The 14,422-nt window shown below is 67.6% G+C and carries 14 protein-coding genes; 12 read left to right on the top strand and 2 right to left on the bottom strand.

From position 1 onward, the window contains the following. Positions 1-129: 129 nt before the first annotated feature. Both SROT_RS09005 and pdxS read left to right on the top strand, forming a co-directional pair. Positions 130-900: a sensor domain-containing protein gene (locus tag SROT_RS09005; protein ID WP_245535277.1), complete on the top strand. Its 771-nt coding sequence runs from the start codon at positions 130-132 to the stop codon at positions 898-900. 98 nt (positions 901-998) lie between these two features. Further along, the gene (pdxS, locus tag SROT_RS09000) at positions 999-1,898 is read left to right on the top strand and encodes a pyridoxal 5'-phosphate synthase lyase subunit PdxS (protein ID WP_013138714.1); all 900 of its coding nucleotides are present in this window, start codon (positions 999-1,001) and stop codon (positions 1,896-1,898) included. Positions 1,899-1,909: 11 nt separating this feature from the next. On the opposite strand, the gene SROT_RS08995 is transcribed toward pdxS, so the two are convergent. Beyond that, positions 1,910-2,263 carry a DUF1844 domain-containing protein gene (locus tag SROT_RS08995; RefSeq protein ID WP_013138713.1) on the bottom strand — a complete coding sequence of 118 codons (354 nt, stop codon included), beginning with the start codon at positions 2,261-2,263 and terminating at the stop codon, positions 1,910-1,912. 224 nt (positions 2,264-2,487) lie between these two features. Between SROT_RS08995 and infC the strand changes: the two genes are divergently transcribed. From infC to SROT_RS08950, 9 genes are all read left to right on the top strand, one after another. Beyond that, positions 2,488-3,165, top strand: a complete 678-nt coding sequence (gene infC, locus SROT_RS08990) for a translation initiation factor IF-3 (RefSeq protein ID WP_013138712.1) — start codon at positions 2,488-2,490, stop codon at positions 3,163-3,165. Between the two features lie 59 nt (positions 3,166-3,224). After that, positions 3,225-3,419 carry a 50S ribosomal protein L35 gene (gene rpmI / locus SROT_RS08985; RefSeq protein ID WP_013138711.1) on the top strand — a complete coding sequence of 65 codons (195 nt, stop codon included), beginning with the start codon at positions 3,225-3,227 and terminating at the stop codon, positions 3,417-3,419. A gap of 60 nt (positions 3,420-3,479) precedes the next feature. Continuing rightward, positions 3,480-3,863, top strand: a complete 384-nt coding sequence (gene rplT, locus SROT_RS08980) for a 50S ribosomal protein L20 (RefSeq protein WP_013138710.1) — start codon at positions 3,480-3,482, stop codon at positions 3,861-3,863. Positions 3,864-3,916: 53 nt separating this feature from the next. After that, complete coding sequence (locus SROT_RS08975; protein WP_245535276.1) at positions 3,917-4,747, top strand: TrmH family RNA methyltransferase; 831 nt, start codon at positions 3,917-3,919, stop codon at positions 4,745-4,747. Between the two features lie 38 nt (positions 4,748-4,785). Continuing rightward, a complete protein-coding gene (locus SROT_RS08970) occupies positions 4,786-5,826 on the top strand; it encodes a phenylalanine--tRNA ligase subunit alpha (protein ID WP_013138708.1) in 1,041 nt (346 codons plus the stop codon). A 4-nt stretch (positions 5,827-5,830) separates the two neighbouring features. After that, a complete protein-coding gene (gene pheT / locus SROT_RS08965) occupies positions 5,831-8,320 on the top strand; it encodes a phenylalanine--tRNA ligase subunit beta (RefSeq protein ID WP_013138707.1) in 2,490 nt (829 codons plus the stop codon). 70 nt (positions 8,321-8,390) lie between these two features. After that, positions 8,391-9,152: a phosphoglyceromutase gene (locus SROT_RS08960; protein ID WP_187288024.1), complete on the top strand. Its 762-nt coding sequence runs from the start codon at positions 8,391-8,393 to the stop codon at positions 9,150-9,152. A gap of 438 nt (positions 9,153-9,590) precedes the next feature. Next, entirely contained in the window at positions 9,591-10,520 is a 930-nt protein-coding gene (locus tag SROT_RS08955) for a family 2A encapsulin nanocompartment shell protein (protein ID WP_013138705.1), read from the top strand. Then, entirely contained in the window at positions 10,489-12,258 is a 1,770-nt protein-coding gene (locus SROT_RS08950; protein ID WP_013138704.1) for a family 2A encapsulin nanocompartment cargo protein cysteine desulfurase, read from the top strand. Before SROT_RS08955 ends, SROT_RS08950 begins: the two co-directional genes overlap by 32 nt. A 102-nt stretch (positions 12,259-12,360) precedes the next feature. On the opposite strand, the gene SROT_RS08945 is transcribed toward SROT_RS08950, so the two are convergent. Beyond that, a complete protein-coding gene (locus tag SROT_RS08945; RefSeq protein WP_013138703.1) occupies positions 12,361-13,212 on the bottom strand; it encodes an alpha/beta hydrolase in 852 nt (283 codons plus the stop codon). Positions 13,213-13,253: 41 nt separating this feature from the next. On the opposite strand from SROT_RS08945, the gene SROT_RS08940 reads away from it, so the two are divergent. After that, positions 13,254-14,378, top strand: a complete 1,125-nt coding sequence (locus tag SROT_RS08940; RefSeq protein ID WP_148223403.1) for a glycerophosphodiester phosphodiesterase family protein — start codon at positions 13,254-13,256, stop codon at positions 14,376-14,378. Positions 14,379-14,422 lie beyond the last annotated feature (44 nt).

Here is a 14,422-nt window from a genome sequence, read left to right as displayed (position 1 = left end):
AACAGGGGGCCTCGATCAGCGCTTGCGGGCGCGTCGGCGGTGGAGAATTTCCAGGAAATAACACGCGTGTGAGTCACCAGTTTGTGACTCGCGCCGAAATGTACGAGTCACACGGAAATAAGTGAGGCAATGATGAAAACCAAACCCGGCACCAAAACTGCGGCACGGAACGTGCCCGCCGCGCTGCTCTTCGCATGCGTGTCGCAGGCCGCTTTCGGGTTCGCCCCGGCCTCGGCTGCTCCTGCGGGCGATCCGATCGACTCGATCCTCGTCTCCGTCGCCGACGCGAACACTGTGTTCTCCCACGATTTCACCTCCTCGCCCGTGAATTCCGCCCCGTCCGACGCGGAGAAGGCCCTCGGGAACTGCGGCAACGCTCAAGCAGCCGCGTTCGCCGACCCGTGGACCTCGTACCGTTCGGTGCACTACAGCACCTACAACAACCTCGGTCCGACGCAGCGCGTCGCGATCTACGCCGACGCGGCCACCGCGGCGAAGGCGTTCAGCAAGCTGACCGCGCAACTCGCCAGCTGCAAGTCCGCCGTTCCTGCGGCGCCGGCCAGCCAGGCTCCCGTGAGCGAGGCCCCAGCGACCAGCGCATCCCCTGCTTCGCCCAACGCCGCGCAGCCAGCCGAGCAGAGCCAGGCTTCGCAGGCTCCCGCAGCCCCTGCTCAGCAGCCGGCCGCGCAGAGCTTCACCGTTTCCGCCTCCGGCGCGGACATCGCCAAATGGGACGATTACGTGGGGTTCAGCCAAGTCTCCGGTATGCCGTACCACTGTTACCGGGAGGCGCACCAGCACGCTGCCGTCGTGTTCGAGGTCGAAACCTGCGACCTTGACGAGAACGGCTCGCTGACCTCGGCCATCGCGAACAAGATGCTCTCGCAAATCCCCGCCTGAGCGCACAGGCGGGCACGCAGGCAGGCCAGTGGGAAACCACTGGCCTGCCCGCGTTGGAAAACGTCCTTTCGAATCGGGCCGAGCCATACGATGGAGAGATGACAGCGCAGCAGACCCATCAGACTGGCACCGCCAACGTCAAACGCGGCATGGCCGAAATGCTCAAGGGCGGTGTGATCATGGACGTGGTCACGCCCGAGCAGGCGAAAATCGCCGAAGACGCGGGCGCTGTGGCCGTCATGGCGCTGGAGCGCGTCCCCGCCGACATCCGCGCCCAGGGCGGCGTGGCCAGGATGAGCGACCCGGAGATGATCGCCGGGATCATCGACGCGGTGAGCGTCCCGGTCATGGCCAAGGCGCGGATCGGCCATTTCGTGGAGGCGCAGATCTTGCAAAGCCTCGGGGTGGACTACATCGACGAGTCCGAGGTGCTGACCCCTGCGGACTACACCCACCACATCGACAAGTGGCAGTTCACCGTCCCGTTCGTGTGCGGGGCGACCAATCTCGGCGAGGCCCTGCGCCGGATCGCCGAGGGCGCGGCGATGATTCGCTCCAAGGGCGAGGCTGGCACGGGCGACGTCTCGAACGCCACGACGCATATGCGCTCGATCGGCGGTGAGATCCGGAGGCTGGCCGCTCTGGATGAGTCCGAGCTCTACGTCGCCGCGAAGGAATTGCAGGCGCCGGTCGATCTGGTCAAAGAGGTCGCGGCCGCAGGGCGGCTGCCCGTGGTGCTTTTCACAGCGGGCGGGATCGCCACGCCCGCGGACGCAGCGCTCATGCGCCAGCTCGGGGCCGAGGGCGTGTTCGTCGGCTCGGGCATCTTCAAATCCGGCGACCCGTCGGCGCGGGCGAAGGCCATCGTCGCGGCGAGCACGTACTATGACGACCCCGACATGCTCGCCAAGATTTCCCGAGGCCTCGGCGAGGCCATGGTGGGCATCACCGTGGACAGCCTTCCCGTGTCACACCGGCTCGCCGAGCGCGGCTGGTAGCCCCCGTCCGCTCAGACGAGCTTTTCCCCAGGGCCTTCGCCTGGCGGGTCGGGAAACGCGCTCGCCTCGCGGAACGCGGCTTGCAGCCCGCGCAGTCCGTCGCGGATCGGTTTGGCGTGCAGTCCCAGGTCGGGCGTGGCGGCTTGCACGAGCCCGGCGAGCGCGGTGATGAGCTTGCGCGCCTCGTCGAGGTCCACGTGCTCGCTCGCGCCGGGTTCGGCTTCGGCGAGGCCGAGCTTTTCCGCGGCGGCGCTCATCAGTAGGATGATGGCGTTGCTGACCACTTCCGCGGCGGGGATGGTCGCGAGTTCTCTGATGACCTGTGCGGGAACGTCGCCGTCGCCTGCTGGTGTCTCGGGGCTCATATCTGTTAGACTCTCACATCGAGACCTGCCCCGGAGCTTTCGGGGCGAGCAAGAGGAGTCCGCTCCCACCGCGTGGACATTGTCCGGCAGCCCAGCTGTCCAGTTCGCCGCGGTTCGTCTGAATGGTCCCACGAGGGCTGGCGTTTGCGCCGGTCTGTGGGGCTTTCTTGGCGTGGGACCTTCGTGCTCTGGTCGCGAATGTGTCCACACCTAGAGGAGGCCCCATCAGTACAGAGACCCGCATCAATGATCGCATTCGCGTGCCCGAGGTCCGTTTGGTCGGAGCTGGCGGCGAGCAAGTGGGGATCGTTCGCGTGGAGGAGGCTTTGCGGCTCGCGGTGGAAGCGGACCTGGACCTTGTGGAAGTGGCCCCTGAGGCCCGCCCCCCGGTCTGCAAGATCATGGACTATGGCAAGTTCCGCTACGAGACGGCCCAGAAAGCCCGAGAGTCGCGCAAGCACCAGCAGAACACCGTCATCAAAGAGCAGAAGCTGCGGCCGAAGATCGACGACCACGACTACGAGACCAAAAAAGGCCACGTTGTCAGGTTCTTGGACGCCGGCGCCAAGGTCAAGGTGACGATCATGTTCCGCGGCCGCGAGCAGTCCCGGCCAGAACTCGGGCATCGCCTGCTGCAGCGTCTCGGCGCGGATGTGAGCGAGCACGGCTTCGTGGAGACCGTTCCCCGTCTCGACGGGCGCAACATGACGATGATCCTGGCTCCGCACCGAGGCGCCAAGACCCGGGCGAAGGCCGCGCAGCAAGCAGCGGAGGCGAGTTCCGCAGCGACGTCTTCCGCCGCCCGCACAGAGCCCGCCCATGCCGAGCCCGACCAGGCGAACGCGCCGCAGAAAGGCGCAGAAGCCCCTTCCGCGCCAGAGGGCAACACCGCAGCGGAGTGACGCCAAGCCTTCGGAAAAACGAAACAACACAGGCGGGCGACCGCGCAAAAGGAGAGAACATGCCCAAGAACAAAACCCACTCGGGAGCGTCCAAGCGTTTCAAAGTGACCGGCTCCGGCAAGCTGGTCCGCCAGCAGGCTGGCAAGCGCCACAACCTGGAGGTCAAGCCGACGACGCTGACCCGTCGCCTGGACGGGGTCGTCGATGTCGCAGCCCCCGACGTCAAGCGCGTCAAGCGCCTGCTGGGCCGCTGAGCCCTGCCCGGCCGACGGGCTTCTCACCACCATCAACTTCTCACGGAATAGGAACACCTCATGGCACGCGTGAAACGCGCAGTCAACGCTCATAAAAAGCGTCGCACCATCCTCGAAGCTTCCAAGGGCTACCGGGGCCAGCGCTCCCGGATGTACCGCAAGGCCAAGGAGCAGCAACTCCGCTCGCTCGTCTACGCCTTCCGCGACCGCCGCGCGCGCAAGGGCGAGTTCCGCCAGTTGTGGATCACTCGCATCAACGCCGCCGCACGGGCGAACGGCCTCACCTACAACCGCTTCATCCAGGGCCTCGCCTTGGCGGGCGTCGAGGTGGACCGCAAGATCCTCGCCGAGCTCGCGGTGAACGAGCCCCAGGTCTTCGCCCAGCTTGTCGAAGCGGCGAAGGAAGCTGTGGCCGACCACTTGGTCTCGGCGCAAGCCTCCTGACTCTGTCCGAGCCGCAGGGCGCTCGCGGCCTCCTCACCGCCCAATCCAGGCGTGTGGTGGAGGCCGCGAAGCTTTTGTCCTCGCCAGGACGGCGCAAAGCTGGCGAATTCCTCGCCGAAGGGCCCAACAATGTGCGGGCCGCGATCACGACCGGCAAAGCGTTGGAGATTTTCGCGAGCGAAGCCGCCGCCCATGAGCACAGCGAGCTCATCGCTGCTGCGGGGGAGGCGGGGATCCCGGTCTGCTGTGTGGACGATCGGGCAGCGCGCAAACTCACCGACGCGGTGACCCCGGTCGGGCTTGTCGCGCGTTGCGCTTTGCTCGACTGCTCGCTGCCTCAAGCCTTGGGGCCCCAGGACGACTGGGAGAAACCCGGCCATGCCCCTCTGGTTGTCGTCTTGGTCGAGCCGAGGGACCCGGGCAATGTCGGCACGGCGCTGCGCGCGGCGCACGCTTTCGGGGCCAGCGCGTTCCTCGTCCTCGGGGACGGCGTCGACCCGCACAACCCCAAGGCCGCGCGGTCGAGCGCAGGCAGCCTTTTCGCGGTCCCCGTCGTGCGGGAGCGCGACGTCGCCGCGGCGCTCGGCCAGTTGCGCGACGCAGGGCTCCTGTTGTTCGCCACCACGGCGGACGCGGACCTCCCGCTCGACGAGGCGGAATCGCTCCTGCAACGCCCGTGCGCATGGCTCTTCGGGAACGAGGCGTCCGGTTTGCCCGAGCCGGCGGCGCAGGCCGCGGACCGTCGGATCGCAGTGCCGATGCGTCCGACACCGGGCTTCGCCCCGATAGAAAGCCTGAACCTCGCGGTCGCCGCCGGGATCTGCCTGTACGAGACTGCGCGCCAGCGCTCACGCCAGGCTCCGAGGCCGGTCGGGATCCGGTAGAGTCAGATTCAGAACCAGAAAGTGAAAGAGGAGGGCGTGTGAGCGACGAGTTGGCGGCGGCGGTGGCTGCCGCCAAAACAGCTTTCGACCAAGCCGAGGACCTGCCCGCGCTCGCCGCGGCCAAAGCGGAACACCTGGGGGAGCGCAGCGCGCTGGCGCTGGCGCGCAGATCCCTCGGCTCCCTCCCGCCCGAGGAGCGGGCCGAATCCGGCAAGGCTGTGAACGCCGCGCAGGCCGAGATCAAGGCCGCCCACAACGCGCGTCAGACGCAACTGGAAGCGGAGCGCGAGCGTTTTGTGCTCGCGGAGCAGGCCATCGACGTCACACTGCCCGCGAGCCAGATCACCCCCGGCGGCAGGCACCCCATCGACATGCTTGTGGACCGGGCCTGCGATGTCTTCGTGGGTTTGGGCTGGGAAGTCGCGGAAGGCCCGGAGCTGGAGGCGGAGCACTACAACTTCGACGCCCTCAACTTCCCGCAAGAGCATCCCACCCGGACCCCCCGCGACACGTTCTACGCGCTGGGGCCGGACGGCGGACGTTCCGGCCTCGTGCTGCGCACGCACACCTCTCCGGTGCAGGTGCGCGAGATGCTTTCGCGCCAAGTGCCGATCTATGTGATCGGGCCCGGCCGGGTGTACCGCAATGACGAGATCGACGCGACGCACGCCCCGGTCTTCCATCAGATCGAAGGCCTCGCGGTGGACAAGGGGCTCACCATGGCCCACCTGCGCGGCACGCTCGACGCGTTCGCGCAGGCGATGTTCGGCGACCGGGTGCGCTCCCGGTTCCGGCCGCATTATTTCCCGTTCACCGAGCCGTCCGCCGAGTACGACATCTGGTTCGAGCGCAAAAAGGGCGGCCCCGGCTGGATCGAGTGGGGCGGCTGCGGCATGGTGCATCCGAACGTGTTGCGCGCCGGTGGCGTCGACCCAGAGGTCTACAGCGGCTTCGCCTTCGGCATGGGGCTGGACCGCACGCTCATGCTGCGCGAGGGCCTTTCCGACTTGCGCGACATTTGGGAGGGCGACGTGCGGTTCACCGCCGCGTTCATCGGCCGTTCCGAAGGGGAGGAGTAGCCGCATGAAAGCCCCGTACTCATGGCTCGTCAAAGCGCTGTCCGAGGACAACCCAGGATTCTCGGCGAGCCCGAAGCAGCTCTCCGAGGCCCTGGTGCGGCTCGGGTTCGAAGTGGAAGACATCCACGAGCCGGCATTGGCCGGGCCGATCGTCGTCGGCAAGGTGCTCGACGTCGAGGAGCTGGCCGAGTTCAAAAAGCCGATCCGTTTCTGCACGGTCGACGTCGGCGAGGATTCCCCGCGGGGGATCGTGTGCGGGGCGACGAACTTCGCCCCGGGCGAACTCGTCGTGGTCGCTTTGCCCGGGGCGGTGCTCCCCGGCGATTTCGCCATCGCGTCGCGCAAGACGTACGGTCGCGTGTCGGACGGCATGATTTGCTCGGCAGCCGAGCTTGGCCTCAGCGGCGAGCACTCGGGGATTCTGGTGCTGCCGGACGGCACAGCCCGGCCGGGGACGGACGCTGTCCCCGCTCTCGGCCTCGCCGATGCGGTTTTCGACCTCGACATCACCCCGGACCGGGGCTACGCGCTCTCCATCCGGGGGCTCGCCAGGGATCTCGCGATCGGATTGGGCCTCGCCCACACCGACCTCGCCGCGCGAGCCGCCCACCCGCAGGCGGTCCCGTCCGCAAGCGAAGGCTGGCCGATCGCTGTGTCGGCGACGGCTCCCCTCACCGGCTACAGCGTGCTCGAACTGCATGGGATCGACCCCTCGGCGGCCTCGCCCTGGTGGATCACGTCGCTGCTCGCGAAATCCGGCTTCCGCTCGCTCGGGCTCGTCGTGGACATCACGAACCTGGTGATGATCGAGCTGGGCCAGCCCCTGCACGCGTTCGACGCGGACAAACTCTGCGGAACGGTCCAGGTGCGCGAGGCGCGGGACGGCGAGACTTTGGTCACCCTTGACGGGGTGAAGCGGGTTTTGGACGCGAAAGACCTGGTCGTCGCCGACGACTCCGGGCCGATAGCCCTGGCCGGGGTGATGGGCGGCGAGAGCACGGAAGTCAGCTCCTCGACGACGAGGGTGCTCCTTGAGGCGGCGAGTTTCGATCCGAGCCGCACCACGCACACCTCCCGCCGATTGGGCTTGGTCAGCGAGGCTTCGCGACGGTTCGAGAGGGGGGTGGACCCCTTGCTCGCTCCGGTCGCCCTCGCCCGCGCCGCCCAGCTGATCGTCAAGCTCGCGGGCGGGGAGGCGTCCCCGTTCCGCAGCGAGGTGCTGCGCAAGTCCGAGCCCACGCCGATCATCATGCCGACGGACCTGCCAGACCGCACCGCGGGCTTGTCTTATCCGCCCGGCGCCGCGCACCGCCGTCTCACCCAGCTCGGCTGCACGGTGTGGGGGGATCGAGAACTCGTCGTGTTCCCGCCGAGCTGGCGCCCGGACCTCAAACAGAAGGCCGATCTGGTCGAAGAAGTGCTCCGCTTGGAGGGCATTGACCGCATCCCGTCGCTGTTGCCGAAGGCGACGGCGGGGAAGGGCTTGCATGTGGCGCAACGGCTGCGCCGCAAGATCGGCTCGGCGCTCGCCGAGGAGGGCTTTCTGCAAGTCCCGGTGAGCCCGTTCTTCTCCAGCGCGGTCTTCGACGATTGGAATCTGCCCGAGAGCGCGGGCAGGCGCAAGACTGTGCGTCTGGCCAATCCGCAGGACTCCGCGAAGCCTGAGCTGGCGACGACGCTGATGCCGGGATTGTTGGACGTGATGGCCCGCAACATCTCCCGAGGCATGTCCGACCTCGCCGTCTTCAGCATCGCCCAGGTCGTGGGCGCGGCGCTCAAACCTGCGCCGATACCGCCGATCCGCGCCGACCGGCCCCCCTCGGTGGAAGCGTTGCGGGCTTTGTCCGAGCGCGTCCCGGTGCAGCCTGTCCACCTCGCGGTCGCGTTGTGCGGCAACCGCATCCCGCCCGGCCCGTGGGGCAAGGGCAGAGCGGTGGAGCCCTCGGACATTTTCATGGTCGGGGACATCCTCGCCAGGGCGGCCGGGGTCAAGATGACCCGCAAGACCGCGCATCACGCGCCCTGGCACCCAGGCCGGTGCGCGTACTTGCAGGCGGGGCCGTGGACGGTGGGCATTGCTGGCGAGCTGCACCCTGGGATGCTGGAGAAGGCGGGTTTGCCGCCGGGGACCTGTTTCCTGGAGTTGAATATCAGCGCGTTGGGCTCGGGCGGCTTCGAAGAGCAGCGCAGGCCGATCCCGCCGATCTCCACCTATCCGCCGGTGCGCCAGGACATCGCGGTGACCGTGGCCAAGTCCGTGCCCGCTTCGAGCGTGGAGCGCGCTTTGCGCGAGGGCGCGGGCGAGCTTCTTGAAGGCATTCGGCTCTTCGACGTGTACTCGGGGCCGCAAGCAGGGGAGGGGCGCAAGTCCCTCGCCTACGCGTTGACGTTCCGCGCCCCGGACCGGACCTTGACCGAGGACGACGCGAGCGCGGCGCGCGAAGCGGCGCTGGCAGAAGCTGTCAAGCGGTGCGGGGCTGAGCTGCGGGCGTGAGTCGCCCGCGAAACGGCGCGTCGAACTGGTCCCGCCGCTGTTGCGGCGGCCCTGTTCCCCGTATGGGACAATGTTGCCCATGAGCATTGGCACCCTGATCCTGTTGCGGCACGGCGAGAGCGAGTGGAACGCGAAGAACCTGTTCACCGGCTGGGTGGATGTCGCGTTGTCCGAGAAAGGCGTCGCGGAGGCGAAGCGCGCGGGAACGCTCATCGCCGCCTCGGGCGTTGCGCCGGATATTGTGCTGACGTCGCTTTTGCGCCGGGCGATCAACACCGCGAACCTGGCTTTGGACGTCGCAGACCGGCTGTGGATCCCCGTGGATCGGGATTGGCGGCTCAACGAGCGGCACTACGGCGCGCTGCAAGGCCTCAACAAAGCCGAGATCCGGGAGAAGTACGGCGACGAGCAGTTCATGCAGTGGCGGCGCAGCTATGACACCCCGCCTCCGCCGATCGAGCCGGGCAGCGAGTTCTCCCAAGATCTCGACCCCCGTTATGACAGCGTTGACGGCGGTCCGCTCACGGAATGCCTCGCTGATGTGGTTGCCCGGATCGTCCCGTATTTCGACCACGAGATCGCCCCGCAGCTGCGGGCGGGTCTGAATGTGCTCGTTGTGGCCCACGGCAACTCGTTGCGCGCCTTGGTCAAGCATCTCGACGGGATTTCTGATTCGGACATCGCCGAGCTCAACATACCCACGGGCATTCCGCTGCGCTACGACCTCGACGCCAGTCTGAAGCCGACGACTCCGGGCGGGGTCTACCTGGACCCGGAGGCGGCGGCGGCGGGCGCGGCGGCAGTCGCGGCCCAGGGCGCGAAGAACCACTGAGAGGCCGAACGCCAAGCCTGAAATCATGAGGAAGCCCAGGGCGGCGACGGGGAAATATGTGAAGCCGAGGCTGTGCCGCATCGCGCAACCAACGGGTTCAGCTCACGCCGAGTTTGGCTGGCCCCGCCGCCGCTGAGCGGTGGCCGCGCTTGGTGACAGGCTCATCCGGTTCGCCGTTCCTCCGGAAAAATTCGCTGTCGCTTGAGCTGGTCGAGGCCGGAATTCCTCGGCGGCGGCCCGGTCGCCTCGTCCCGAATCGCCCCCGAGGAGGGCGGTGTTCGCCCCTCGGGCCCCAGCTGAGCATGTGTTCCGCGACCGAGGCCGGTCGCACGGGCAAGTTCGGTTCCTGTTAGGATTTGTCTTTGTTCCATCATTTTGTCAAGTGTTTTTCTTGGCGTGATTGAAATCGAACATCTGATCTCTACAGAGGAGAAGGCTGTGACCACACCGCACGCCGTGTCGCTGAGCGACGACGCCGCCCGCGTCCTCGCGAACGCGACCAAGACCGTCCCCCAGCAGGCAAGCGTCACCCCGCGATGGCTGGTGCGCCTCTTGGCCTGGACTCCGGTGGAAGCGGGCATCTACCGGGTGAACAAGGTCGCGAACCCGCAGACGGTCACCGTGCAGTGCGACAACCACGACGAGTCGCCGCTCCCGCACACCTTTGTCGACTACGAGACGAACCCGAGGGAGTACCGGCTCAAAGCGGTGCAGACCATCCTCGACGTGCACACCCGCATCTCGGACCTGTACTCCAGCCCGCACGATCAGATCACCCAGCAGCTGCGGCTGACCATCGAGGCGATCAAGGAGCATCAAGAGGGCGAGCTCATCAACAGCCCGGAGTACGGCCTGATCGCGAACACCGCGCCCGACCAGAAGATCTCCACGCTCAGCGGCCCGCCCACCCCGGACGACCTCGACCGGCTCATCGCCAAGGTCTGGAAGGAGCCCGGCTTCTTCCTGGCCCACCCCGAGGCGATCGGCGCGTTCGGCAGGGAGTGCACCCGACGAGGCGTGCCGCCCGCAACGGTGAGCCTCTTCGGCTCTCAATTCATCACTTGGCGCGGCCTTCCGATCATCCCGTCCGACAAGGTGCCGGTGCGCAACGGCAAGTCGAAGATCCTGCTTCTGCGCACCGGCGAAGCCCGCCAGGGCGTCGTGGGCCTGTTCCAGCCGGGGCTGACGGGGGAGCAGGGCATGGGCCTGTCCGTCCGCTTCATGGGGATCGACCGCAGCGCGATCGCCTCGTACCTGGTTTCCCTGTACTGCTCGCTCGCCGTCTTGACCGATGACGCGCTCGCGGTGCTCGACGATGTGGAGGTCGGAAAGTTCCATGACTACGCCCCCAAGTACCTCAAGCTCTGACGGCTGGCTTCCGGACGAGGCGACGCTGAACCGTCTGGCGGCTGAGTTCTTCACGGCGCTGCCGGGCGCCAGTCCCGCGGCGGCGCCAGGGGAGCTCTCTGTCACCGACGCGGCGGTTCCGCATGTTCCCGCAGCGGCTCCGACCGCGCCGGGCGGCGCGCCTGGGTTCTCGGCGCCCGCATTCCCGGCGCCTGCATTCTCGCCGGAACTTCCTGAGCCGGCGCTCGGCGCGCTGGGCTTCTCGCCTGCCCGCGCCACCGCGCCGGTCACCCCGCCCGCGCAGGCCCTTCCCGCGTCGTACGGGCCGGTCGACGTCCCCTCCGCTTCGGCGCCGCAGTTCTACTTCATCGAAGAGATCTCCCGCGCGTTGCCGCCGCTCGCCCCGATAGCTCCAGCCGTTCCCGTCTCGCCGCATTTCGTGGACCTCGCCAAAGGTTTTGGCGAGCCGGCGCCAGGCGAGGGGAGTCCGGCCTGGGGCGGCCCGCCTGGCGGCGTCCTGCCCCCGTCGCCCGCCGGCTTCGACGTTCGGGGCGTCCGCGCGGATTTCCCGATTCTCGCCGAGCGTGTCAACGGGCATCCGCTCATTTGGTTCGACAACGCGGCCACCACGCAGAAGCCGCAAGCGGTGATCGACCGGCTCGCGTACTACTACGCGCACGAGAACTCGAACATCCACCGCAGCGCGCACACGCTCGCGGCCCGGTCGACGGACGCGTACGAGAAGGCCCGGCAGACCGTCGCCCGGTTCATCGGAGCGGGCTCCACAGAGCAAATCGTGTTCGCGCGCGGGACCACGGAGGCGATCAACCTGGTCGCGGCCTCCTGGGGCCGCAAGCACTTGCGCGAAGGCGACGAGATCATCCTTTCGAATCTCGAGCACCACGCGAACATCGTCCCGTGGCAGCTGGTCGCGCAGCAGACCGGCGCGCTCATCAAAGTGATCCCGGTGGACGAGCGCGGCGAGCTCCTGCTCGGCGAATACCAGAATCTTCTTTCCGACCGCACCAAACTCGTCTCGGTCACACATGTGTCCAACGCGCTCGGCACGGTGACGCCGATCGCTGCCATCGTGGACGCCGCCCACCGAGCAGGCGCGAAAGTGCTGATCGACGGCGCCCAGTCGGTCGCGCACGCTTCGGTGGACGTGTCCTCGCTCGACGCTGACTTCTTCGTGTTCTCCGGGCACAAAATCTACGGCCCGACCGGGATCGGCGTGCTGTACGGCAAACGCGAGGTTCTGGAGGACATGCCCCCGTACCAGGGCGGCGGCAACATGATCGCGGACGTGACGTTCGAGCGCAGCGTCTTCCAGCCGCCGCCGGGCCGCTTCGAAGCGGGCACCGGCAATATCGCCGACGCGGTCGGCCTTGGCGAGGCGTTGGAGTATGTGGAGCGGATCGGGCTTCGCGCCATCGCGGCTTACGAGCACGAGCTGCTGGAGCGGGCGACCGCCGAGATGCTGCAGATCCCTGGTTTGCGGCTTTTCGGCACCGCGCCAGAGAAGGCCAGCGTCCTCTCGTTCACTCTTGCGGGGTACACCCCCGTCCAGGTCGGCCAGGCGCTCAACGATCTCGGGATCGCGGTGCGGGCCGGGCACCACTGCGCGCAGCCGATTCTGCGCCGCTTCGGTGTGGAGACCACGGTTCGGGCCTCGCTCGCTTTCTACAACACTCTGGACGAGGTGGACTATTTCGTCGCGGCGTTGCGCCGGTTGGCCGCTGATTCGGGCAAGCGGTAGCGTCGAAATGCCTCCGTGGCGAACGGGGGAGCGCCGTTTCGTCGCGGCGTTGCGCCGGTTGGCCGCGGATTCGGGCAAGCGGTAGCGCCTGGCCGTTCCGGTTCACGCGGCCAGGTGTTTTCCCAACCACACAAGCTCGTCGGGCAGATGCGCCCCCCAGAAAGCCCCGTCGTGCCCCCCTGGGGAAAAGCCCCCCTCTGGTTTGCTCTCCAAACCGGAGATGAACGAGCGGGTGGCCGACGCGAACGGATCGGACTCGCCGATGTCGATCCGCAGCGGGATCCGCGACAGCGCTGGGCGCAGTTCGAAGCCGCTGTTGCGTTCGTGGTCCTCGGCCGAGTCGAATGCTCCCGGCGCGGTTGCGGAACCTGGAAGCCAGAGCGCGGGGCTGGCCGCGCAGATCGCGGCGGCGCGTTCCGGCCCGAGGAGCGCCCCGATCCGCAGCGCCCCGAAGCCGCCCATGGAAATGCCGTGCAAGGCCACCTTCGAGGTGTCGAGCCCGCGTTCGCCGAGCAGCGGGATCAGCTCCTGGATGACCATCTGGGCCGCGTCTTCGCCGGTGGCCCGAGGATGGAAGTACGTGCCCTCGCCCATCTTGCCGCCGTCAACGCCCACCACGGCGAAGGGGCGGTCACCCGCGGCAGCGGCTGTGGCCGCGGCGCCGGCGAAATCGAAGGCGAAGACCTCGGTGTGGTCCCCGCCCAGACCGTGCAAGTGGATCACCGGGCGCACCGGGCCGCTCGCGCCTTGCGGGCGCAAGATCGCCCAACCGGTGTTCCTGCCGTTGCGGAACTTCGACGGGAAACTGCCAGTTTCCACGTCGGCGGGGTCGGCGACGGCGTGGCAGCCGGCCCATCCGAGCACACCGGCCGCAGCCGCGGCCGCGCCGGTGGCGAAGAGTTGGCGACGCGAAAACCGCCCCGGTTTCTGGTTGTGGAAAGTGGTGTGCGGCATAGGATCAAGTTTCTGTGATCGGGTCGAGTACGATGCTGGGGATGGATCAACACAGCGTAGTCGGTGGGTCGGAGAACGGCGCGAGCGCGCACCTGCGCGGGACGGGCCGCATGCGGTTTTTGCCGCTCGTGGCAGCAGGTTTCCTGCTGGCTGGGTGCCAGCCAGACCTGCCGCACGCGGACATGGGAAAGCGCGTGGAAGTCATCGCGCACGAGGGAGGCCGGGGGCTGTACTACGAGGAGTCCCTCGGCGCCTTCCAGAACGCGTTGGACGTGGGCGTGGACGCGCTCGACCTCGACGTGGTCACCGCGAAAGCCCAGGGTGAGCAAGGGGAGCCGGGGTACAACCGCCCGGCGCCGCTCGTGTGGAACGCCTTTGCGGCCGATGCCGCCAAATGCTCCGGACCGGGCGTCGGGCAACCGCTCAAGGATCTCACCTTCGCCCAAGTCTTCCTTCTGCATTGCGATAAAGCCTCTTCTCGCTTCCCCGGGCAAAAGGCGGACGCCGGCAATAAAATCGCCCTCCTCGGCCAGGTCTTCGACCTCGTCGACCGCACATCGAAATTCGCCTTCGACGTGCAGGTCCGCACCGTGCCGAACGACAGCGCGTCGCCCACTCCGGAACAGGCGACGAGCGCAGTCGTGTCTGAGGCGTTCAACCGCCACCGGGAAGGACAAGTGCGGATCAAGAGTTTCGACTGGCGCAACCTTGAGATCGCCAGACAACAGAACTCGAAGATTCAGCTGGTCGCCATGTACGACGAGCGGACGTTCTTCGCCGGCAGCCCCTGGATGGGCACAGTGGACTACAACACTGTGGGCGGCGACCCGGTCAAAGCCGCGCAGCAGCTCGGCGCCATGGGGATATCACCCTGCTACACCACGGCGGGGTGCGCGGGAGAGGACGAACCAGGCCCCGGCTCGCCGCTGATGGACAAGGCTCTTGTCGATCGGGCGCACGCGGCTGGCCTCAAGGTCTTCCCGTGGACGGTCAACGACAAAAAAGCCATGTCGGACCTCATCGACATGGGCGTCGACGGCATCGTCACCGACTACCCGGACCGCCTTCGCGACGTGCTGCGGTCGAAGGGGCTCGACGTTCCGCAGGCGTACAAGCCGCCGTTCCATCAGACATTGCAGAAAAACCCGCCGGGCCTGGACAACTGACGCGCTCCTCGGCGCGCTGACACATCACAGGCGTGCTTGAGGAC

The organism is Segniliparus rotundus DSM 44985 (assembly GCF_000092825.1).
In the GTDB taxonomy this organism is placed as follows: Bacteria; Actinomycetota; Actinomycetes; order Mycobacteriales; family Mycobacteriaceae; genus Segniliparus; species Segniliparus rotundus.
This window is presented reverse-complemented; position numbering and strand designations above follow the sequence as displayed.

Coding starts and splice junctions, on each gene's coding strand:
- SROT_RS09005 (WP_245535277.1), top strand. CDS start 130: ATGATGAAAACCAAACCCGGCACCAAAACTGCGGCACGGAACGTGCCC.
- pdxS (WP_013138714.1), top strand. CDS start 999: ATGACAGCGCAGCAGACCCATCAGACTGGCACCGCCAACGTCAAACGC.
- SROT_RS08995 (WP_013138713.1), bottom strand. CDS start 2,263: ATGAGCCCCGAGACACCAGCAGGCGACGGCGACGTTCCCGCACAGGTC.
- rpmI (WP_013138711.1), top strand. CDS start 3,225: ATGCCCAAGAACAAAACCCACTCGGGAGCGTCCAAGCGTTTCAAAGTG.
- rplT (WP_013138710.1), top strand. CDS start 3,480: ATGGCACGCGTGAAACGCGCAGTCAACGCTCATAAAAAGCGTCGCACC.
- pheT (WP_013138707.1), top strand. CDS start 5,831: ATGAAAGCCCCGTACTCATGGCTCGTCAAAGCGCTGTCCGAGGACAAC.
- SROT_RS08960 (WP_187288024.1), top strand. CDS start 8,391: ATGTTGCCCATGAGCATTGGCACCCTGATCCTGTTGCGGCACGGCGAG.
- SROT_RS08950 (WP_013138704.1), top strand. CDS start 10,489: ATGACTACGCCCCCAAGTACCTCAAGCTCTGACGGCTGGCTTCCGGAC.
- SROT_RS08945 (WP_013138703.1), bottom strand. CDS start 13,212: ATGCCGCACACCACTTTCCACAACCAGAAACCGGGGCGGTTTTCGCGT.
- SROT_RS08940 (WP_148223403.1), top strand. CDS start 13,254: ATGGATCAACACAGCGTAGTCGGTGGGTCGGAGAACGGCGCGAGCGCG.